This window comes from Phenylobacterium sp. (genome assembly GCF_036501465.1).
GTDB lineage: Bacteria > Pseudomonadota > Alphaproteobacteria > Caulobacterales > Caulobacteraceae > Phenylobacterium.
The window spans coordinates 1-20,191 of record NZ_DASYAF010000151.1; the positions used below are offsets into that span (position 1 = coordinate 1).

The window sequence follows — 20,191 nt, forward strand, 5'->3', positions numbered from 1 at the left end:
GGAGCTTTCGATCGCTGTATCGCCGCTCGGATGGCGTGCGTGGTCGTGGCGCTGCCGTGGAGTATCTGGCCCATAGAGCCTCCCGATGTGAGCACTCAGCTAAGCTGAGTCCCCCACACAGCGGGACCAGACACCTAGGGCTCGACGAGGATCTTCACATGCGCCTCTGGATCGCCCAGGGCGGCGAAGGCGCCGGCCACTCCGTCCAGGCCCACACGGCCGGTCACCAGGCCGTCCACGTCGATCTGCCCCTCGGCCAGGCTGCGCAGGGTCCCGGCGAACTCCTCGGGCGTGTAGCCGAAGACGAAGGTCAGTTCGATCTCCTTGGTGATGGCGACGGCCGGCTCGATGCGGTCGGTCTCCATACAGACCCCGGCGACCACGATCTGCGATCCGGCCGGCGCGGCCTCGATCAGGCTCTCCAGCACGCCGGGCGCGCCGACGCATTCGAAGACGACCGGCTGGCCGAAACTGCCGCCCATCATCCGGATCATGGATTGGGCGGCGCGCGCCTTGGGCACGCCCAGGGCCTCCCAACGGTCGTGCGGCGACTCCTTGGCCGGGTCGATGACGATGTCCGCGCCCAGCTTCTCGGCCGCGGCGCGGCGGCGGGGCGAGAAGTCGGCGGCGACCACCGGCCCGTGGCCCTGCGCCTTCAAGGCCGCGATCACCGCCAGGCCAACCGGCCCGCAGCCGACTACCAGGCAGACGGATTTGTCGTCCATCCGCGCCTTGGCCACGGCGTGGAAGCCGACGGCGAACGGCTCGGTCAGCGCCGCCTTGTCGGTGGGCAGGCCGTTCGGCACCGGCAGGATAAGCTGCTCGCTGAGGACCATCCGCTCGGAGAAACCGCCGGGCAGCCGGTTGGAGAAGCCCAGCATCTCCGCCCCGGTCGCTGTCAGGGTGACCGGCACGCTGACGATCCGCGTGCCGGCCTTCAGCGTCCTGGCCGAACCCGGCCCGTGGTCGAGAATCTCGGCGCAGAACTCGTGGCCGAACACCGTGTCCGCCGTAGGATCGAAGCCGTTGTCGCCGCCGCCCCCGCGCCGGCCCAGCTCGATCATGTGCTCCATGTGGTGCAGGGCGTGCAGATCCGAGCCGCAGATGCCGCAGGCCAGCGTCTTGACCAGCACCTGTCCGGCGCCCGGTTCCAGGTCGGCGATCTCGTCGCAGACCAGAGCCTTGTTGCGCCGCACGACCGCCCGCATGGCTGTCCTCCCGAAACTTCGCCGCCCAAGTCGCCGTCTTGCCGGGGCTTTCCTTATTCCGTAACCCTCGCCGCTCGGAATCGATAGAGCCCCAGATCTTCAGGACTTCGGAGCCAATGATGAGCCTCGCCTTCCTCTTTCCCGGCCAGGGCAGCCAGGCCGTGGGCATGGGCGCCGACTTGGCCGACGCCTTCGGCGCGGCGCGCGAGGTTTTCCAGGAGGTCGACGACGCCCTGGGACAAAAACTCTCGAAGCTGATGCGTGAGGGGCCGGAGGATCAGCTGACCCTGACCGAGAACGCCCAGCCGGCTCTGATGGCCGTCAGCCTGGCGGTGATGCGCACCCTGGAGAAAGAGTTCGGCGTCGGCATCGACAAGGCGGCCTTCGTCGCCGGCCACAGCCTGGGCGAATACTCGGCGCTCGCCGCCGCCGGTGCGATCAGCTTGGCCGACACGGCGCGCCTCCTGAAGCTGCGCGGCCAGGCCATGCAGCGCGCCGTGCCGGTGGGCGAGGGCGCGATGGCCTCGCTGATCGGCCCCAAGACCGACGTCACCCTGGCCGAGGAGGCCGCCGCGGCGGGTTCGCTGCACGGGGTCTGCGTCGTGGCCAACGACAACAACAACGGCAATGTGGTGATCTCCGGCGCCAAGGCGGCGGTGGACGCGGCGATCGAGAAGGCCAAGGAGCTGGGCGCGCGGGCCATCCCGCTGAACGTCTCGGCGCCCTTCCATTGCCCGCTGATGCAGCCCGCCGCCGATGAGATGGCCGCCGCCCTGGCGGCCGCGACGGTCACCGCCCCCAAGGCGCCCTTGGTCGCGAACATCACCGCCCGCCCGATCCTCGATCCGGAGATCATCCGCGGCCTGCTGGTGGAGCAGGTGACCGGCCGGGTGCGCTGGCGCGAGAGCATGATATGGCTGGCGGGCGAGGGCGGCGTCACCCGCTTCGCCGAGGCCGGGGCCGGCAAGGTGCTGTCCGGCATGGCCAAACGCATCGCCCCGGACGCCGAGGCCACGCCGCTGAACACGCCGACCGACCTCGAAGCCTTCGCCAACAGCCTCTAGGAGGGCCGCATGTTCGATCTTTCCGGCAAGACCGCCCTCGTCACCGGCGCCACCGGCGGCATCGGCGCGGCGATCGCCCAGGCCCTGCACGCCCAGGGCGCGCACGTGGTGCTCTCCGGCACGCGGGAGGCGGTGCTGCAGGAACGCGCCGCCGAACTGGGCGAGCGGGTCAGCACCGTCGCCGCCAACCTGTCCGACGCCGCGGCGGTGGACGGGCTGGTCGAGGCCGCCGAAGCCGCGGCCGGGACGCCGCTGGATATCCTGGTCGCCAACGCCGGGATCACCAAGGACGGCCTGCTGCTGCGGATGAAGGACGAGGACTGGGAGCAGGTGATCCGGGTCAACCTGGAGAGCTATTTCCGCCTCAGCCGCGCGGCGACCAAGGGCATGATGCGCCGCCGGCACGGCCGGATCATCGGCATCACCTCGGTGGTGGGCGTGATGGGCAATCCGGGCCAGGCGAACTACGCCGCATCCAAGGCTGGGATGATCGGGTTCTCGAAGGCCCTGGCTGCCGAGGTCGCGACCCGGGGCATCACCGTCAACTGCGTGGCGCCGGGCTTCATCGACAGCCCCATGACCGATGCGCTGAACGAGGCGCAGAAAGCCGCCATCCTGGGGACGATCCCGTCGGGGCGGCTGGGCGTGGGCGCCGACGTGGCGGCGGCCTGCGTCTACCTGGCCAGCGACGAGGCGGCCTACGTCACCGGCCAGACGCTGCACGTCAACGGCGGGATGGCGATGATCTAGCGCCTGGATGGGCGAGGTGGGACAATTTGAAGGTCTCGCCTTCCGGCCCGGGAACATGCTAACGCCCCAACGACTTTCGGTATGCCTGGACCGTTGCAGTTGACTTCAGCGCCCGGCTCGCCGATGCAAGCCATGAGAACCTAGAGGGACCTAACTGATGTCCGACGTCCTAGAACGCGTCCGCAAGATCGTCATCGAGCACCTGGACGCCGATCCGGAGAAGGTGACCGAGAAGGCCAGCTTCATCGACGACCTGGGCGCCGACAGCCTCGACAACGTCGAGCTGGTCATGGCCTTCGAGGAAGAGTTCGATATCGAAATCCCGGACGACGCGGCCGAGCACATCCAGACGGTGGGCGACGCAGTGAAGTTCATCCAAGAGCGTCTGGGCGGCTAAGCGCCTGATTCGGCTTGAGGTTTTCAGACCGCCGGGTTGGGGTTGCGCCCTGGCCCCGGCGGTCTTCCTTTAGGGGCCGAGGGATTCGATCCCAGGCTCCAAAAGGACTGACCGAGGATCGCCATGCGTCGAGTTGTCGTCACCGGAATCGGCCTGATCACGCCCCTGGGCCAGGGGGCCGAGATCAGCTGGGCCAACATCCTGGCCGGCAAGTCCGGGGCCGGGCGGATCACCACCTTCGACCCGGCCGATTACGCCTGCCAGGTGGCCTGCGAGGTGCCAAGGGTGGACGGCCGCGGCGGCGGCGGGCCGGACGTGGCCGGATCGTTCGACCCCGACCAGACCATGAGCCCGAAGGACCAGCGCCGGGTCGACGACTTCATCCTCTACGCCATGGCTGCCGCCGACGAGGCGGTGAAGGACTCCGGCTGGGCGCCGGAGGCCGACGAGGACCGCGAGCGCACCGGGGTAATGATCGGCTCGGGCATCGGCGGGCTGGCGACCATCGAGAAGACCTCGGTGGAGCTGTTCGAGAAGGGCCCGCGGCGGGTCTCGCCGTTCTTCATCCCCTCGGCGCTGATCAACCTGGCCAGCGGCCAGGTGTCTATCCGCTACGGCTTCAAGGGGCCGAACCATTCGGTGGTCACCGCCTGCGCCACCGGGGCGCACGCGGTGGGCGACGCCGCGCGCCTGATCAAGTACGGCGACGCCGACGTCATGCTGGCCGGGGGCGCCGAGGCGGCGATCTGCCCGGTTGGCATTGCGGGCTTCATAGCTTGTCGCGCCATGTCCACGAATTTCAACGACAATCCGCAAAAGGCCAGCCGCCCCTACGACAAGGACCGCGACGGCTTCGTGATGGGCGAGGGCGCCGGCATGCTGATGCTCGAGGAGTATGAGCACGCCAAGGCGCGCGGCGCGAAGATCTACGCCGAGGTGGTGGGCTATGGCCTGGCCGGCGACGCCTACCACATCACCGCGCCTGCCGATGACGGCGATGGCGGTTTCCGCGCCATGAAGGCGGCGATCAAGGACGCCGGCATAGAGCCGGCCGACATCGACTACATCAACGCCCACGGCACCTCGACGCCGCTGGGTGACGAGATCGAGCTGGGCGCGGTCGAGCGGCTGATGGGCAATGCGGCGGCCACCATGACCATGAGCTCGACCAAGTCGGCCACCGGCCACCTGCTGGGCGCGGCCGGCGCGATCGAGGCGGCCTTCACCTGCCTTTCGATCCGCGACCAGATCGCGCCGCCGACCATCAACCTCGACAACCCGTCGGTCGAGACGGCCCTGGACCTGGCTCCGAACAAGGCCAAGCCCATGGAGATCGAGTACGCGCTCTCGAACTCCTTCGGCTTCGGCGGCACCAACGCCTCGGTGGTGTTCAAGAAGGTTTCGTGAGCCGATCCAAGTCGTCGAAAGGGCGATCGCGGCGGGGGCGGCCGAAGAGGTCTGGAATGCTGAGGCGGCTTTTCGCGGCGGGCGTGGCGGTGGCGGTCCTGGCCGCCTGCTGGGCGCTGTGGAGTTATGCCGGGCCGGGCCCGCTCGCCAAGGCCGGCCAGGCCACCGACGTCATCCTGCCCAAGGGCGCACACGGTCCGCAGATCGCCGCGGCCCTGGAGCGCGCCGGCGTCATCCGCTCGCGGCTGGTCTTCCAGCTGGCCGCCAAGTTCAGCGGCGCCGGCCGCCGCCTGAAGGCCGGCGAATACGAATTCAAGAGCGGCGAGGCCATGTCCGACATCCTGGCGGATCTGGCCAACGGCCGCGTTGTGCGCCGCTTCGTCTCGGCGCCCGAAGGCTGGACCAGCCAGATGGTGGTCGACGCGGTCAACGCCACGCCGCTGCTCACCGGGACGGTGGAGACGCCGCCGGAAGGCTCCCTGTTGCCCGACAGCTACCAGTACCAGCGCGGCGACGACCGTGCGGCCCTGGTGCAGAAGATGCGCGACGCGCGCGACAAGCTGTTGGGCGAACTCTGGGCCGGCCGCGCGCCCGGCCTGCCCCTGAAGACGCCGGAAGAGGCGGTGACCTTGGCCTCCATCGTTGAGAAGGAGACGGGCGTCCCCTCCGAGCGCCCCCGGATCGCGGCGGTGTTCGAGAACCGGCTCAGGGCCGGGATCAAGCTGGAGAGCGACCCGACCATCATCTACGGCGTCTCGAAGGGCCGGCCGCTGGGCCGTGGAATCCTGAAGAGCGAGATCGACGCGGCGACGCCCTACAACACCTATCGGATCGTGGGCCTGCCGCCGACCCCTATCGCCAATCCGGGCCGCGCGGCGCTGGCGGCTGTGCTGAACCCGCCCAAGTCCGACGAGATGTTCTTCGTCGCCGACGGCACGGGCGGGCACGTCTTCGCCTCGACCTTCGCCGAACATCAGGCCAACGTGGCCAAGTGGCGGGCCATCGAGAAGCAGCGCGCCGCGGCGGGGGGCGCGAAATGACCATCAGCGGCATGACCGGCTTCGGCCGCGCCGAGGGGGCGCTGGGGGCGTGGAGCTGGGCGGTGGAGGCGCGCAGCGTCAACGGCCGCAACCTCGAGGTCCGCTTCCGCGGGCCGCCGGGGTTCGAGGGGCTGGAGCGCGCGGCGCGCGAGGGTGCGCAAGGCCGCTTCCTGCGGGGTCAGCTGACCATCGGCGTGCAGGCGAAACGCGCCGAGGGCGCGGGCGCGGTCCGGCTCAACCTGGAGCAGCTCGAACGCTATCTCGCGGCCGGCGCGCCCTATGTGGCCGAGGGCCGCGCCGCGCCGCCGCGCCTGGACGGCCTGCTGGCCCTGCGCGGCGTGATCGAGGCCGGCGACGCGGTCGAGGACGCCGAGGCGCAGGCTGCGCTGGAGGCGGCGATGGCGACGTCCATCGGCCTGGCGCTGGACGGCCTGGCGGGCGCGCGGGCGGAGGAGGGCCGGGTGCTGCAGGGTGTGCTGGACGGGCTGACAGGGCGGATCGGCGATCTTACCGACAAGGCCTCGGGCCTGGCCGACGGCCAGCCGGCGATCATCAAGGCCCGCTTCGAAAAGCGGCTGACCGACCTCGCCGGCGAGGCGGCCAGCGAGGAGCGCATCCTGCAGGAGGCCGCCGCGATGGCGGTGAAGGCCGACGTGCAGGAGGAACTGGACCGCCTGCGCGGCCACGTTGATGCAGCTCGCGGGTTGCTTGCGACAGACGGCGGCGTCGGGCGCAAGCTGGACTTCCTGACCCAGGAGTTCATGCGCGAGGCCAACACGCTCTGTTCGAAGTCCGCCTCGGGCGCCTTGACCGCGGTCGGCCTCGACCTCAAAGCCACCATCGAGCAGTTCCGCGAGCAGGTGCAGAATGTGGAGTGACGGTCGATGAGCATGGCGCCCACCGCCTTCCATCCCGACGACCACGCCAAGCCGTGGGAGACCACGCGGCGGGGCCTGCTGCTGCTGATGTCCAGCCCGGCGGGCGCGGGGAAGACCTCGCTGTCGCGCCGCCTGGTGGCCGACTACGGCGACATGATCCTGTCGATCTCGGCCACCACGCGGGCGCCGCGGCCCGGCGAGGAGGAGGCGCGGGAGTATTTCTTCAAGACCCGGGTGGAATTCGAGGCGTTGATCGCCGCCGACGACCTGCTGGAATGGGCCGACGTCAACGGCAACTACTACGGCACGCCCAAGGCGCCGGTGATGGCGGCGCTGGAGGAGGGCAAGGACGTACTGTTCGACATCGACTGGCAGGGCGCGCGCCAGATCGCGCAAACGGCCCCGCTGGACAGCGTCCGCGTCTTCGTCCTGCCGCCGAGCTGGTCGGACTTGTCGCGGCGGCTCAACGCCCGCGCCCAGGACGGCGAGGAGGTGATCCGCCAGCGTCTGGCGCTGGGCAAGAGCGAGATCGCCCACTGGAGCGAGTACGACTACGTCATCGTCAACAAGGACTTCGACCGCGCCTACGCCGACCTGATCCACATCTACCGCGCCGAACGGATGAAGCCGGGGCGCAATCCCTGGCTGCCGGACTTCGTGCGGGGGCTGGAGGCGGAGGACTGATGCGGCGGGCGATGGCCCTGGCCGTGGCTGGGGGCGCGCTGGCGCTGGCCGCGGCGCCGCTCGCGGCCCAGGCCCACGTCACCGTCTGGCCGCGCCAGTCGCAGCTGGGCGCGCGCGAGGCCTATGTCATCCGCATGCCGAACGAGAAGAAGGCCGCCACCGTGCGGCTGGACGCCGAGTTCCCGCCGGAGGCGCGAGTGACCTCGCTGCGCCAGGCGCCGGGCTGGCGCATCGAACCTAAGCGAGACGCCGCTGGCGCGATCACGGGCGCGTCGTGGGCCGGGGAGCTGCCGCCCGACCAGTATGTGGAGTTCGGGGTCCAGGCTGTGAACCCCAAGGCCGGCGCGACCCTGACCTGGAAGTTCGTTCAGACCTACGCCGACGGGACCAGGGTGGAATGGACCGGCGCGCCAGGCACGCCGACGCCCGCGCCCCAGGTGCGGCTCCTGCCGGTTGCACCCCTCCCTTGAAGGAAAGGGTGTTGGCAGCGTTGCAGGCGCCGGTTGTCGCAAACGGCGTTCCGGCTTGAGCGAGGATCGCTGAGGCTGGCCTCGTCGTAGATCGCGGACGGGGGACGGCATGGTCGCGGAGACGATGGGCGGGGACAGGGCGGCGAGAGGGTTCTGGGACAGGGACTGGGGCTGGCTGGTGTTCGGGCTGAGTATCGCGATCCTGGGCGTGACGGGCCTGGCCTATGCGAACTTCCTGCCCGGGCAGCCGGCGCCGAAATGGCTGCCCGCGCGCGTGCCGCTGTCCTTTGCGGCCAATCTGTTCATGGCGGCCGCCGGCCTGGCGATCGCCTGGCGCCGGACCGCGGCGTGGGGCGCGCTGGCGCTGGCGGTCTACTACGGCCTGCTGGTCGTGGCGCTGATGGACGGGCGGATGATCGCGCGCAACGCCGGCGTGTTCATGGCCTACAGCAACACCGCCGAGCAGCTGGCGATCCTGGCCGGGGCGCTGATCGTCTGGGCCGACCGGGCGCTCCTGGCGCCGGGCCGGGCGGCGCTGATCGCGCGGGCCGGGCAGGTGCTGTTCGGGGTCTGCGCCGTACTGTTCGGCGGGGCGCACTTCGCCTACATGAACTTCACCGCGCCGCTGGTGCCGGACTGGCTGCCGCCGTCGCAGCTGTTCTGGGGCTACGCCACCGGGGTGTTCCACATCCTGGGCGGGCTGGCGATCATCGTGGGCGTACGCGCGCGGCTGGCGGCGATCCTGCTGACGGTGATGTACGCGGCCTGGACGCCGATGGTTCACCTGCCGCTGATCATCGCCCACCCGGGCGACTTCGGGCACTGGATCGAGAACGGCGCCAACCTGGTGCTGACCGGCGCGGCCTGGGTGGTCGCGGATTCGCTGCGGAAAGCACCTTCCCCATAGCGGGAAGAGGGTTCAGGCCGCGCAGGCGCGTTGGCAGGCTTCGGCCAGGGCGCGGCGGCTGAGCGGCTTGTCGACCACCGGAGCGGCGGTCTTGCCGGTCAGCATGTCGGCGTTGCCGGTGACATAGATGTGCGGCACCGGGCCCAGGCGTTCGGTGATGGCGCGCACGGCGTCCTCGCCGGTGCCGCCGATGATCCGCAGGTCGGCGCTGATCAGGTCGGGGCGGTGGGCCACGGCGGACTTGAGCGCGTCGATCGGATTGTCGACGATATCGCAGCTCTCGAAGCCGAAGTCGTGCAACAGGGTCTCGACCTCCAGCGCGATGAGCATCTCGTCTTCGATGATCAGGGCGTGCCGGCCCGGTCGAGCTTCGGTCATGATAAGCAAGCGAACTGCGTCGGGGTGCGACAATCTGTCCATTTTCACAAGCAAGCGCGCTTACGCAACGGAATTAAGGCGAGAGGCGAGTGGCCGCGCGGGGAAGTTGCACGGATGTCGGGACCACGCGCGCCTGAGTTGCGGCCTCAAGGCGTCGGGCGTGACACCGGCCGCGTGAGCCGCCATGATGGCCCATGGCTCGCGAACGCCCGCCCGATATCGACGCGGAGTTCCGGGTGGTCCGTGGCCCCTGGCCCCGCTGGATGTTGCACCTGAGTCTGATGAAACTGGCGCTCCAAACCATCGCCGTCGTCGTGCTGCTCTGCCTGGTGGGCCTGGCGCTGTTCCTGATCGTGCAGCTCTTGAACGCCAACCCCTGAACGGGGCCCCTAAGCGGCGCTCACGGCGGGCCGCGCTCAGCGGCCCTTGAATTCCGCCTGCCGCTTCTGGACGAAGGCCATGATGCCCTCGCGGGCGTCCTCGGTGCGCTGGGCGTCGCCCTGGACGAAGGCCTCCGCCTCGATCTGCTCGTGCCAGGCCGCGTCCATCGAGGCCCAGATCAGGTTGCGGGTGTAGCCCAGCGAGAGCGGGCCGTCGGCGAGCTGGGTCGCCAGCGCCATGGCGGCGGCCATCAGCTCCGCGTCGGGGACGCAGCGGTTGATCAGGCCCCAGTCCAGGGCGGTGGCGGCGGGCAGCTTCTCGCCCAGCAGGGTGAGCTCCATGGCCCGCGCCTTGCCGACCAGGCGCGGCAAGAGGTAGGTCGCCCCGCCGTCGGGCACCAGGCCGATGCGGCGGAACGCCTGCAGGAAGTAGGCGCTCTCGGCGGCGACGATCAGGTCGCAGATCAGCGCCAGCGAGGCGCCGACGCCGGCGGCCACGCCGTTCACCGCCGCCACCAGCGGCTTGGGCGACTTGCGCACGGCGCTGACGAAGGGGTTGTAGACCTTGAGCAGAGACTGGTTGGGGCCGGCCGCGCCCTCAGCCAGTCGGCCGCCACCGCCGCCCGACAGGTTGGCGCCGGAGCAGAAGCCGCGGCCCTCGCCGGTGATGACGATGGCGCGCACGGCCGGGTCGGCCACGAAGCCTTCGAAGGCGGCGGTCAGGCCCTCCATCAGCTCGGCGCCCGCCGCGTTCAGCGTCGCCGGGTCGTTGAGGGTGATGATCCCGATCTTGCCGCGGACCTCGGTCCGGACCTTTGCGGGGGTTTGGGCGCCGTCCATGGGAAATCCTCCGTCGAGACCGTTCGGTCCGAACTAAAGGACTTTACCCTTGCGGAAGCCTAGTCGAAAGCGCGTGAGACGCCGTCAGGCCGCGGCGACGGCGGCGACCGGCTGGGCGGCGGTAGTGCGGTTGCGCCCGGCGTGCTTGGAGGCGTAGAGCGCCGCGTCGGCGCGTTCCACCAGGCTCATGGCGTTTTCCCCGGCGATCCGCTCGGCGAAGCCGGCGGAGACGGTGATGGTGCCCAGGTCCTCGTTGGTGGACCGGCGCTTCAGCGAGCGGGACGACACCTCCTCGCGGATCTCCTCCAGCACGGCCCTGGCGATCCGGCCGTTCTCCGCCGGGAAGATGATGGCGAATTCCTCGCCGCCGTAGCGGGCGGCCATGCGCGGGGTCGCGCCCATGCGGCCGATGACGCTGGAGACGTAGCGCAGCACCTGGTCGCCGATCTGGTGGCCCCAGGCGTCGTTGAAGCCCTTGAAGTGGTCGATGTCGATGATCGCCAGGGTCACGCCCTTGCCGTCCACGTCAGCCAGCTCGCAGGCCGCGTCGAGGCGTTCGTCGAAGGCCTTGCGGTTGGCCAGGTTGGTCAGGCCGTCGGTCATGGCGTCGCGGCGGACCTGCTCCAGGCTCTCGCGCAGGCGGCCGAGCTCGGCGGTGGTGTCGGCCAGCTGCCCCTCGAGCGCGGCGTTCTCGGTGCGGGCCTTCTTGGTGGCCGAGGTCAGGTCTTCGACGACCGCCTTGACGGTCTCGACGTCGTCGCCGTCCAGCCGGCTGGTGGCGATGGCCAGTTCCTGGCCGTATTCCTCGCTGGACTTCTGGGCGGTCTCGATGGCCGCGGTGACGGTCTTCAATTCCTTGGACAGCACGTCGCCGGCTTCCAGGATGTCGCCGTTCATCTTGGCTTCGGGCAGGAACTGGGCGGCCAGGGCCTCGCCGAGCGTCTCGGTGATCGGCTCGCCGGCGGCCAGCAGGCGATCGATCTCGCGCGCCAGCGGGCTTTCCTTCTCGGCCACATAGTGGACCCAGAGCTCGAAGTTGCGCACGGTCGGCCACACCCCGTTGGCCTCCATGGTCTCAAGCGCCTGGCGCGCCAGCTCGTAGGACCTGGGGCTGCGGAGCGCGGTCTGGACGTCCACCGACATGGTCTTCAGTTCCCGGAAGGGCCGTGCGTCACCGGACGCAGCCCACGACTTCGACCGGAAACTAAGGCCAGAAGAGCCAACGAGCCGTTAAGCGGCGCGTTCTGTCGCAGGCTTTTTTCGCCGCCAGAAGCTCAGCTGTCGGAAGCCTAGCTGTCGGAGCGGGGCGGCGGCTTGCGCGACAGGAACGCCGGGACGTCGCGGCCGAACCCGACCACGCCATCGTCGCCGTCGTCGCGGTCGCGGCGGGGTTCGGGGCGGCCTTCGGGACGGCGGGAGTCGCGGCGCGGCTCGGCGCGCTGTTGCGGCCGTTCTTGCTCCGGGCGTTCCGAACGCTCCGGGCGTTCGCGCTGAGGCCGGTCGCGATGGTGCGGTTCGCGGGGCGCGCGCGCCTCGGCGGGCGCTTCGGCCTCAGGCCTGGCTTCGGCACGGGCCTCGGACCTGGCTTCCGAATCTGGGCGACGGCCGCGGCCCCGGGCGGGACGCTCGGACCGTTCGGGGCGCTCGGGACGTTCGCCTTCGGGGGCGGCGGCGATCGGCTCCATGGCGGCGACTTCGCCATGCACCGGGACGGGGCGCGGGCGACGGTCGCGGTCGCGGCTCGAGCTCCGGCCCCCGCCACGGCCGTCGCGGCCCTCGCGGCCGCGGCGCGGCTCGTCCTTGATCGAGCCCCAATCGGCCTCCAGCGTGATCTCCTGCGGCGCCTTGCCGATCAGCTTCAGCACCTTGTCGAGGTTGCGGCTGTCGGCCGGGGTGACGATCATGAAGGTCTGGCCGAGCTTTCCCGCCCGGCCGGTGCGCCCGATGCGGTGGACGTAGTCGTCGGCATGGTGCGGCACGTCGAAGTTGAAGACGTGGCTGACATCGGGGATGTCCAGGCCGCGGGCGGCGACGTCGGAGGCCACCAGCAGTTTCAGCGAGCCGTTGCGGAAGCTCTCCAGGGTGCGCATGCGCGTCTGCTGGTCGAGGTCGCCGTGGATCGGGGCCGCGTCGAAGCCGTGGGTCTTCAGGGATTTGGCGACGATGTCGACTTCCGCCTTGCGGTTGCAGAAGACGATGCCGTTCTTCACGTCGTCGCGCTCGACCAGCATGCGCAGCGCCGTGCGCTTGGCCTTGGGGTCGGCGCTCGGAATGCGCACCAGGTACTGGGTGATGGTCTCGGCGGTGGTCGCTGGCCGCGAGGCCTCGATGCGGATCGGGTTCCTGAGGAACTGCTGGGTGAGCCGGGTGATCTCCGGCGGCATGGTGGCCGAAAAGAACAGGGTCTGCTTCTTCGGCGGCGTCAGCTTGAAGATGCGCTCGAGGTCCGGGATGAAGCCCATGTCGAGCATGCGGTCGGCCTCATCGACCACCAGGATCTGCACGCCGGTCATCAGCAGCTTGCCGCGCTCGAAGTGGTCGAGCAGCCGGCCGGGCGTAGCGATCAGCACGTCGACGCCGCGGTCGAGCTTCAACTCCTGGTCGGAGAAGGAGACCCCGCCGATCAGCAGCGCCCAGGTCAGCTTCTGGCCCTTGGCGTAGCGTTCGAAGGAGGCGGCGACCTGGTCGGCGAGTTCGCGGGTGGGCTCGATCACCAGGGCGCGGGGCATGCGCGCGCGGGCCCGGCCGGCGGCCAGGCGGTCGACCATCGGAAGGGTGAAGGCGGCGGTCTTGCCGGTGCCGGTCTGGGCGATGCCCAGCACGTCCTGGCCGTGCAGCACCAGCGGGATCGCCTCAGCCTGGATGGGCGTGGCGGTGGTGTAGCCGGTGTCGGCCACGGCCTGCAGGGTGGCAGGCGACAATCCTAGATCAGTGAACTCGGTCATTGAGGGTCTTTGGAGATACGGTCTGGAGGGACCGTTCGAGGCCCCTGACGGCTGACGCGACGGATGACGTCGCGGCGGGCGCGGGCGACGGTCGCCGCGCGGCGCGAACATACGAGGGGCGACGCTCAAGTCAACGCGCGGACGAGGCGGCGGCTACGGGCGGTTTCAGATGGATGCGGAGGAAGGCCGTCACCTGGCCAGACGACGGCCGCTCAATCCCTGAGGTCAGATAGCGCCTTCGACGCGCTCGACGCTGAGGAAGTGGCGGCCGCCGAGGGTGAGGGTGGCGTCGGCTTCCTGGGGCGTCTCGGGGCGGACGGAGAGGCGCACGGCGACGTCGAGGCCCTGCGGCAGTCGTATGATCCCGGTTTCGCCGGCGGCCAGCTTGATGCTGCCTGAGATGGGGGTGCGGAAACTGGCGTTGAGGGCGGCGGTGACCTCGTAGCGTTCGCCGTATTGGATCACGCGGGTGAACAGCTTCAGGTCGCTGCCGCCGCGATCCACATAACCCATGCGATAGAGCGACTGCGATCCGAAGGTCGTGAGATCGGTGGTGAGCCGCCGTCCCGCGTCGTCGACCATGGTGGCGCGCACGCGGACCGCCGTGCCCGGCGCGACCGACGACAGCGCCGCCGTGCCGCGAACCCTGCGCTCGGGGTGCGGGGGCTCGGACGGGTTGGAGGCGAAGTCGGCCTCGAGCGGCGAGGCGGCCAGCTCGATCCGCGCCGGCGTGGGCGCCTGGATGAGCGGGATCGGCGTCAGGCGCGGGGCTTGCGCGGCCTCGGCGTGGGCAGGCTTCGCGCGCGCCGGGAAGGGCGGGGCGCCGCGGATGGCCTGCGCCAGGATCACCGCCTCGTGCGACGGGGCGAAGGCCAGCCGGGCCGGGCGGGCCATCCAGACCGCCGCCGCGCCGCCGAATGCCAGGGCGGCGACGGCCACCATGCCTGCCGCGCGGGTCATGGCGTCGCCGCGTGAGCGGGTCAGCTGGTCCACGCGCGCCACCAGCGGATGGGTCATCGCCCAATGGCAGCCGAAGGGCAGGGGCTGGGCGGCGAGGCCGGCCTTCAGCAGGGCCTGGGCGTAGGCTCGGCGGGCGCGCGGATAGCGGGCGACCACGGCGGCGTCGCAGGCGAATTCCTGGTCGATGCGCACGGCGCGCGCCATCAGGTGGATCAGCGGGTTGAACCAGACCAGGCAGCGGGCCAGCGCGACCGCGGCGTTGATGCGCGAATCCTGGCGGGCGATGTGGGTCTCCTCGTGGGCCAGCACCACGCGCTGTTCGGCCGGGGTGTAGGCGCGGGCGAAGTCATCGGGCGTGACGACGCAGGGCCTGAGCACGCCCACCACCGCCGGGCCGGCGCGGCCCTGCCGGACGGCGTGCTGGAAGCGGGCCTGGCTACGCCAGATCCAGGCCAGGGAGAGCGCCAGGCCGGCCAGCCACAGGCCGGCGAGGATGGGCGGCAGGTCGGCCGTCGCCGGGGCGAGGGGCGCCGGAGCCGGCGCGACGATGGCCGGGGCGTCGAACGGCGCGATGTCGGGCGAGGGCGGCGCGGGCAGCACGATCACCCGCGCTGGGATCAGGACCGCGGCGGCGGCGAGCGGGACCAGCAGCCACAGGCCGTAGGCGATCGAGGACCCGAACAGGCGGCGCACCGGCGCGCGCAGCAGCATCACTGCTGCGACGGCGCAGCCCGCGGCCAGGTTCAGCCACAGGACGAGGGCGAGCGCCTCACGCATCGTCGTCCAGCTTGGAGATCAGCCGCTTCAGGGTGGCGATGTCCTTGCGGCTCAGCGCGCGGTGCTCGGCGAAGTGGGCGACCAGCGGGGCCACCTCGCCGCCGAACAGCCGGTCGACCAGGCCCTGGCTCTCGGACATGACGTAGCTCTCGCGCGAGAGTAGCGGGCGATAGAGATAGCCCTCCGGCTCGCGGCGGCCCTCGATGGCCTTCTTCTTCAGCAGGCGGGTGACCAGGGTCTTCACCGTGCCCGCCGCCCAGCCGTTGGCCTCACCCACCTCGGCGACGATCCCCTCGGGCGTCAGCGGGCCCTTGGCCCACAGGGCCTCCATGACCTGGCTTTCCGCGCCCGAGATCCGAACCGTCGGCATGGGTCTCCCTTACCGAAAATACACTTGTAATTTGATCGAAACTACACCTGTATCCTAACGTATCGGGCCGGTTCGGCCAGTGAATTCGGGGTAAGGTTCGTGCGTCGTCATCTCGTTCCGCTCGCGCCCATTTCGATCGTCATCGCTGCGGCCTGCCTGCCGTCCCTGGGTCTGGCGCAGGAGAAGACCCCGCAACCGGACGCGGCCCCGGCGACGGCCAGGCCGGACGATGCGCCGCCCAGCAAGACGCCGCCCGCCAGGACGCCCCCGACCACGATGGGCGACAAGCCGGCAGGCAGGACCAAGACGGTGGGCGAGGTGGTGGTGACCGGCCAGACGTCGGCCCCGCAGATCTCCATCGACCGCAAGAGCTACAGCGTCGCCGCCGACCTGCAGGCCCAGAGCGGCGGGGCGGTGGCCGACGTGCTGCGCAACGTACCCTCGGTCCAGGTGGACCCGCAGGGCAACGTCAGCCTGCGCGGCGATTCCAACGTCACCATCCTGATCGACGGCAAGCCGTCCAGCCTGTTCGAAGGCGACAACAAGGCCCAGGCACTGCAGTCGCTGCCGGCCGATTCCATCGAGCGGGTGGAGGTGATCACCAACCCCTCAGCCGAGTTCCGGGCCGACGGCACGGCGGGGATCATCAACCTGATCAGCAAGAAGGCGCGCGGCGTCGGCGCGACGGGCTCGCTGCGCCTGACGGTGGGCGACGGCGACCGCTTCGTGGTCGGCGCCAGCGGCGGCTACAACTCGCCCAGGCTGTCCATGGCCGGCGGCGTGACGGTCCGCCAGGACACCCAGAAGTCGCCCGGCGAGGAGGATCGCGTCACGCCCGATCCGGCGGGCGGTTCCGACGCCACCCAGAACCGCCAGCAGACCCACCTGATCGGCAACTCGGTCAACGCGCGCGGCAGCATCGACTACGACCTGACGCCGCGGTTGCGCATCGGTGCGGAGGCGCACGCCAACTACGTCTTCTTCCGGGTCGACGATCCGGAGGTCTTCGCCGCCCAGTTCCCCAACCCCGCGCTGGACAACAGCTTCCAGCGCCAGCTTTCGGTGCACCAGAAACGGGCGTCAGGCGAGGCCAGCGTCAACCTGAAGCAGAAGCTGGGGTCCGACGGCGACTTCACCCTGAGCCTCAGCCATGAGCGGACCGTCGATCCCAGGGTGCGCAGCGGCCGAGACTTCGACCTTGTCCCCGCCGGACCGGGCCAATTCGACCAGCAGCGGATCGACAATCACCAGCACCGCACCGAACTGAAGGGCGACCTGGTCCAGCCGTTCGCCGACATGTCGAAGCTGAAGCTGGGTTTCGACGTGGAGTACGACGACAACGCCTATCGCAACCGCGGCTTCGCAGGTCCCACCGAGGCGGCGATGACGCCGAACGCGGCGCTCACCAACCTGTTCGATTTTCGCCAGACGATCAGCGCGGCCTACGCCACCTATGAGAAGCCGTTCGGGCCGTTCACGGTGCTGGGCGGACTGAGGGTCGAGGACGTGCGGATCCACCTCGACCAGGTCACCCTGGGCCAGAAGGACGAGAACGACTACCTGCGCGCCTATCCCAGTTTGCACCTGGCGTGGAAGCTGTCGGACGACCAGACCCTCACGGGGAGCTACAGCCACCGCGTCCAGCGGCCCGATCCTGTCACTTTCAACGCCTTCCGCTTCGAGAACGATCCGTTGAACTTCACCGCCGGCAACCCCGGTCTGAAGCCCCAGCAGACCCAATCGTTCGAGGTGGGTTACGAGAACAGGGTGACGCCGATCACCGTTTTGGCGACGGCCTACTACCGGGAGAATCGCGACGGCTTCGCCGGGGTGTTGGTCGACCTGGGCGGCGGGGTCGAACTGAACGAGCTCGGCAACCTGGCGCGCGGCCGCAGCGCCGGCCTGGAGCTGAACGCCAGCGGCAAGATCAACAGCCAGCTCAGCTTCAACCTCAATGGCGACCTGGCCTGGACGCAGCTCGATTCCCTGGGCCCGCTGTTCGCGCCCACCCGCGCGACCGCAAGTTTCGGCGGGCAAGGGAGCCTGACCTGGACGGCGACGTCCAAGGACCTGTTCCAGCTGAACGGCTTCATGATCCCGAAGGTGCTGGGCCCTCAGGGTTTTGGCGACCCGATGTTCGGCATCGACCTCGGCTACCGCCGCAGGCTGAGCGAGCGGCTGTCGCTGGTCGCGACGGCGCAGGACATCTTCCACAGCTTCCATCAGTTGCGGGTGATCGACACGCCCGTGCTGGTCGACCGGCTGAAGGTCGCTTTCGACACGAGCTCCCTGCGAGTCGGCCTGACCTACAGCTTCGGCGGCGGCAAGGCCAAGGATCCCGGCTTCGAGTTCGAACACGGCGGCGGTCCGGGACGCTGAGCTCGGAAACCGCAGCTGTCGGTGTTTTACGCTTGTAGATTTTCAAAATTACAGATGTACTCTCTCCAGGCCGCTTGGGCGGCAGTTCCTGGGGAAGCCTGTGCGCCGCCTGATTCCGTCCGTGCTCGCCGCCGCCGCCCTGCCGACATTGGCCCTGGCCCAGCAAGCCGCGCCGCAGCCGGACGCAGCCCCGGCGACGGCCAAGGGCGAGACCTCTCCGCCGCCCGCCAAACCACCCCTCGGCAAGCCCGGCGACAAGACCAAGACGGTGGGTGAGGTGGTGGTGACCGGCCAGGTCTCGCCGGTCCAGTCCTCCATCGACCGCAAGAGCTACAGCCTGGCCACGGACCTGAAGGCCCAGAGCGGCGGATCGGTGGCCGATTCCTTGCGCAACGTGCCGGCCGTCGAGGTCGATATCCAGGGCAACGTCAGCCTGCGTGGCGATTCCAACGTCACCATCCTGGTCGACGGCAAACCCTCCAGCCTGCTTTCGGGCGACACCCGGGCCCAGGCCCTGCAGTCGATGCCGGCGGATTCGATCGAACGGGTGGAAGTGATCACCAATCCCTCCGCCGAGTTCGGCGCAAACGGCTCGGCCGGGGTGATCAACCTGATCACCAAGAAGTCGCGCGGCGCAGGGTTCACCGGCTCGCTGCGGGTCACCGGCGGCGACAGCGGCCGCATCAAGGCGGGCGCGACGGTTGGCTACAACTCGGCGCGGCTGAACTTCACCGGCGAGCTGGGTGTCTACCACGACACCCTGAAGATCACGGTCTTCGACCTGCGCGAGCAGCGGGCGACGCCGCAAGGGCCGTTCCAGACGGTTTTCGAGGACCAGGTGAACGACCTTTTCGCCACCGCGCCCTATGGGCGCGGGAGCATCGATTTCGACCTGACGCCCAAGACCCAGATCGGGGCCGAGGGCCACTTCAACCTGACCTCGTTCCACGGCGACGTGCCCAGCCGGTTCAGCGACAACGATCCGGCCGACGGCCTTGCGAGCACCTTCCTGCGCGACGTGCGGCTGCACGAATCCCGCTCGGCCGGCGAACTGAGCGTCAACCTGCGCCGGAAACTGGCCGGGGACGGGGAGTTCAAGGCGAGCCTGAGCGGAGAGGAGGTCAACGATCCGCGCGAACGGTTCGGCGAGACCTTCGACAGCAATCCGCCCGCGCCGGCCGCCTTCGTGGACCAGCCGGAGAACATCCATCAGCACCATGTGGAGCTGAAGGGCGACCTGACCCAGCCGTTCGCGGACATGTCGAAGCTGAAGGCGGGCGTCGACATCGACTATGTCGACAATTCCTACCGCGACCGCGCCTACATCGGGACGGACGCAGCCGCGCTGGTCCTCGACCCGACCCAGAGCAACCTCTTCCTGTTCCGCCAGACGGTGAGCGCGGCCTATGCCACCTATGAGAAGCCGATCGGCGAGCTCACGGTGCTGGGCGGCCTGCGGGTGGAGGACGTGCGGATCCACCTCGACCAGGCGACCCTGGGCGAGACCGACGTCAACCACTACGCCAATGTCTATCCGACCCTGCACCTGGGCTGGAAGCTGTCGGACGACCAGAGCCTTACGGCCAGCTATAGCCACCGCGTCCAGCGACCGGACCCGATCCTCTTCAATCCCTTCCGCCTGCAGCTGGACCCGCTGGATTTCCAGTCGGGCGACCCGCACCTGAAGCCCTCGCAGACCCAATCCTTCGAGGTGGGTTACGAACGACACCAAGGGGCTTCGCTGTTCAGCGCGACCCTGTTCTACCGCGGGAGCCGCGACATCTTCCTGCGGGTGCAGCGGGACCTGGGCGGCGGGATCACGCTCAATCAGCTGCAGAACGTCGCGCAGGTCCAGCTCGCCGGCCTCGATACGGTCCTGACCGGCAAGCTCGGCTCGGCGCTCAGCTACAATGTTTCGGCCGAGGCCGCCTGGAAGCACTTCGACAGCCTGGGCCCGCAGTTCGCCCCGGCCAGGTCGCTGGTCGCGGGGTCCGGCCGCGGGAGCCTCACCTGGCAGGCCAGCGCGAAGGACCTTTTCCAGCTCAACGGCTCGATCTCCCAGAAGGGGCTGACGCCGCAGGGGACGGTCTATCCGCTGAGGGAGCTGGACCTGGGCTACCGGCGCAAGCTGGGCGAGAAGCTGTTCCTGCTGGTGACCCTGCAGGACGTGCTGCACAGCTATCTGCCGCTGACGGTCAACAGCACGCCGCTGCTGCGCGAACGGATCAAGACGGAACTCTCCAGCCGCCAGGCGCAGATCGGCCTCACCTGGGCGTTCGGCGGCGGCAAGCCCAAGGACCCGGGCTTCGAGTTCCAGAACGGCGGCGGCGGGGCAGGGCCGACGCCTTAGCGCCGGC

The 20,191-nt window shown here is 69.8% G+C and carries 19 protein-coding genes; 12 read left to right on the forward strand and 7 right to left on the reverse strand.

From position 1 onward, the window contains the following. Positions 1–134: 134 nt before the first annotated feature. Entirely contained in the window at positions 135–1,208 is a 1,074-nt protein-coding gene (locus tag VGL85_RS17045; RefSeq protein WP_331590181.1) for a zinc-binding dehydrogenase, read from the reverse strand. A gap of 119 nt (positions 1,209–1,327) precedes the next feature. Between VGL85_RS17045 and fabD the strand changes: the two genes are divergently transcribed. From fabD to VGL85_RS17090, 9 genes are all read left to right on the forward strand, one after another. Beyond that, positions 1,328–2,272, forward strand: coding sequence for an ACP S-malonyltransferase (fabD, locus tag VGL85_RS17050; protein WP_331590182.1), 945 nt, complete (start codon positions 1,328–1,330; stop codon positions 2,270–2,272). A gap of 9 nt (positions 2,273–2,281) precedes the next feature. Beyond that, on the forward strand, positions 2,282–3,022 hold the full coding sequence (fabG, locus tag VGL85_RS17055; RefSeq protein ID WP_331590183.1) for a 3-oxoacyl-[acyl-carrier-protein] reductase: 741 nt from the start codon (positions 2,282–2,284) through the stop codon (positions 3,020–3,022). Positions 3,023–3,179: 157 nt separating this feature from the next. Next, complete coding sequence (locus VGL85_RS17060) at positions 3,180–3,419, forward strand: acyl carrier protein (protein ID WP_068877152.1); 240 nt, start codon at positions 3,180–3,182, stop codon at positions 3,417–3,419. A gap of 123 nt (positions 3,420–3,542) precedes the next feature. After that, the gene (gene fabF / locus VGL85_RS17065; RefSeq protein WP_331590184.1) at positions 3,543–4,826 is read left to right on the forward strand and encodes a beta-ketoacyl-ACP synthase II; all 1,284 of its coding nucleotides are present in this window, start codon (positions 3,543–3,545) and stop codon (positions 4,824–4,826) included. Positions 4,827–4,882: 56 nt separating this feature from the next. Beyond that, a complete protein-coding gene (mltG, locus tag VGL85_RS17070) occupies positions 4,883–5,866 on the forward strand; it encodes an endolytic transglycosylase MltG (RefSeq protein WP_331590185.1) in 984 nt (327 codons plus the stop codon). Then, the gene (locus tag VGL85_RS17075; protein ID WP_331590186.1) at positions 5,863–6,744 is read left to right on the forward strand and encodes a YicC/YloC family endoribonuclease; all 882 of its coding nucleotides are present in this window, start codon (positions 5,863–5,865) and stop codon (positions 6,742–6,744) included. The genes mltG and VGL85_RS17075 overlap by 4 nt, the downstream gene beginning before the upstream one ends. A 12-nt stretch (positions 6,745–6,756) precedes the next feature. Further along, positions 6,757–7,428 carry a guanylate kinase gene (gene gmk / locus VGL85_RS17080; RefSeq protein ID WP_331590203.1) on the forward strand — a complete coding sequence of 224 codons (672 nt, stop codon included), beginning with the start codon at positions 6,757–6,759 and terminating at the stop codon, positions 7,426–7,428. Beyond that, entirely contained in the window at positions 7,428–7,898 is a 471-nt protein-coding gene (locus tag VGL85_RS17085) for a DUF1775 domain-containing protein (protein ID WP_331590188.1), read from the forward strand. Before gmk ends, VGL85_RS17085 begins: the two co-directional genes overlap by 1 nt. Positions 7,899–8,007: 109 nt before the next feature. Further along, on the forward strand, positions 8,008–8,805 hold the full coding sequence (locus VGL85_RS17090; protein WP_331590189.1) for a DoxX family membrane protein: 798 nt from the start codon (positions 8,008–8,010) through the stop codon (positions 8,803–8,805). Between the two features lie 12 nt (positions 8,806–8,817). Here VGL85_RS17090 and VGL85_RS17095 read toward each other — a convergent pair whose 3' ends face one another. Beyond that, a complete protein-coding gene (locus VGL85_RS17095) occupies positions 8,818–9,183 on the reverse strand; it encodes a response regulator (RefSeq protein ID WP_331590190.1) in 366 nt (121 codons plus the stop codon). A gap of 194 nt (positions 9,184–9,377) precedes the next feature. Here VGL85_RS17095 and VGL85_RS17100 point away from each other — a divergent pair, with 194 nt between their 5' ends. Next, the gene (locus tag VGL85_RS17100) at positions 9,378–9,563 is read left to right on the forward strand and encodes a hypothetical protein (RefSeq protein WP_331590191.1); all 186 of its coding nucleotides are present in this window, start codon (positions 9,378–9,380) and stop codon (positions 9,561–9,563) included. Between the two features lie 36 nt (positions 9,564–9,599). On the opposite strand, the gene VGL85_RS17105 is transcribed toward VGL85_RS17100, so the two are convergent. The 5 genes from VGL85_RS17105 to VGL85_RS17125 all read right to left on the reverse strand — a co-directional run bounded on the left by VGL85_RS17105 (position 9,600) and on the right by VGL85_RS17125 (position 15,455). Beyond that, a complete protein-coding gene (locus tag VGL85_RS17105) occupies positions 9,600–10,403 on the reverse strand; it encodes an enoyl-CoA hydratase/isomerase (protein ID WP_331590192.1) in 804 nt (267 codons plus the stop codon). A gap of 84 nt (positions 10,404–10,487) precedes the next feature. Next, complete coding sequence (locus VGL85_RS17110; RefSeq protein WP_331590193.1) at positions 10,488–11,546, reverse strand: GGDEF domain-containing protein; 1,059 nt, start codon at positions 11,544–11,546, stop codon at positions 10,488–10,490. Between the two features lie 146 nt (positions 11,547–11,692). Further along, complete coding sequence (locus VGL85_RS17115; protein ID WP_331590194.1) at positions 11,693–13,348, reverse strand: DEAD/DEAH box helicase; 1,656 nt, start codon at positions 13,346–13,348, stop codon at positions 11,693–11,695. Between the two features lie 225 nt (positions 13,349–13,573). Then, positions 13,574–15,085, reverse strand: coding sequence for a M56 family metallopeptidase (locus tag VGL85_RS17120; protein WP_331590195.1), 1,512 nt, complete (start codon positions 15,083–15,085; stop codon positions 13,574–13,576). Continuing rightward, positions 15,078–15,455 (reverse strand): BlaI/MecI/CopY family transcriptional regulator, encoded by a 378-nt coding sequence (locus VGL85_RS17125; protein ID WP_331590196.1) that lies wholly within the window; start codon positions 15,453–15,455, stop codon positions 15,078–15,080. The genes VGL85_RS17120 and VGL85_RS17125 overlap by 8 nt, the downstream gene beginning before the upstream one ends. A gap of 99 nt (positions 15,456–15,554) precedes the next feature. Here VGL85_RS17125 and VGL85_RS17130 point away from each other — a divergent pair, with 99 nt between their 5' ends. After that, complete coding sequence (locus VGL85_RS17130; protein WP_331590197.1) at positions 15,555–17,834, forward strand: outer membrane beta-barrel family protein; 2,280 nt, start codon at positions 15,555–15,557, stop codon at positions 17,832–17,834. A 100-nt stretch (positions 17,835–17,934) separates the two neighbouring features. Then, positions 17,935–20,184, forward strand: coding sequence for a TonB-dependent receptor domain-containing protein (locus VGL85_RS17135; protein ID WP_331590198.1), 2,250 nt, complete (start codon positions 17,935–17,937; stop codon positions 20,182–20,184). Positions 20,185–20,191: the final 7 nt, after the last annotated feature.

Bases quoted from the DNA above. Each gene is read 5' to 3' on its own strand.
- VGL85_RS17120 (WP_331590195.1), bottom strand. From the start codon at position 15,085: ATGCGTGAGGCGCTCGCCCTCGTCCTGTGGCTGAACCTGGCCGCGGGC.
- VGL85_RS17110 (WP_331590193.1), bottom strand. From the start codon at position 11,546: ATGTCGGTGGACGTCCAGACCGCGCTCCGCAGCCCCAGGTCCTACGAG.
- fabF (WP_331590184.1), top strand. From the start codon at position 3,543: ATGCGTCGAGTTGTCGTCACCGGAATCGGCCTGATCACGCCCCTGGGC.
- gmk (WP_331590203.1), top strand. From the start codon at position 6,757: ATGGCGCCCACCGCCTTCCATCCCGACGACCACGCCAAGCCGTGGGAG.
- VGL85_RS17075 (WP_331590186.1), top strand. From the start codon at position 5,863: ATGACCATCAGCGGCATGACCGGCTTCGGCCGCGCCGAGGGGGCGCTG.
- fabG (WP_331590183.1), top strand. From the start codon at position 2,282: ATGTTCGATCTTTCCGGCAAGACCGCCCTCGTCACCGGCGCCACCGGC.
- VGL85_RS17060 (WP_068877152.1), top strand. From the start codon at position 3,180: ATGTCCGACGTCCTAGAACGCGTCCGCAAGATCGTCATCGAGCACCTG.
- mltG (WP_331590185.1), top strand. From the start codon at position 4,883: ATGCTGAGGCGGCTTTTCGCGGCGGGCGTGGCGGTGGCGGTCCTGGCC.
- fabD (WP_331590182.1), top strand. From the start codon at position 1,328: ATGAGCCTCGCCTTCCTCTTTCCCGGCCAGGGCAGCCAGGCCGTGGGC.
- VGL85_RS17045 (WP_331590181.1), bottom strand. From the start codon at position 1,208: ATGCGGGCGGTCGTGCGGCGCAACAAGGCTCTGGTCTGCGACGAGATC.
- VGL85_RS17105 (WP_331590192.1), bottom strand. From the start codon at position 10,403: ATGGACGGCGCCCAAACCCCCGCAAAGGTCCGGACCGAGGTCCGCGGC.
- VGL85_RS17115 (WP_331590194.1), bottom strand. From the start codon at position 13,348: ATGACCGAGTTCACTGATCTAGGATTGTCGCCTGCCACCCTGCAGGCC.
- VGL85_RS17095 (WP_331590190.1), bottom strand. From the start codon at position 9,183: ATGACCGAAGCTCGACCGGGCCGGCACGCCCTGATCATCGAAGACGAG.
- VGL85_RS17100 (WP_331590191.1), top strand. From the start codon at position 9,378: ATGGCTCGCGAACGCCCGCCCGATATCGACGCGGAGTTCCGGGTGGTC.
- VGL85_RS17085 (WP_331590188.1), top strand. From the start codon at position 7,428: ATGCGGCGGGCGATGGCCCTGGCCGTGGCTGGGGGCGCGCTGGCGCTG.
- VGL85_RS17125 (WP_331590196.1), bottom strand. From the start codon at position 15,455: ATGCCGACGGTTCGGATCTCGGGCGCGGAAAGCCAGGTCATGGAGGCC.
- VGL85_RS17090 (WP_331590189.1), top strand. From the start codon at position 8,008: ATGGTCGCGGAGACGATGGGCGGGGACAGGGCGGCGAGAGGGTTCTGG.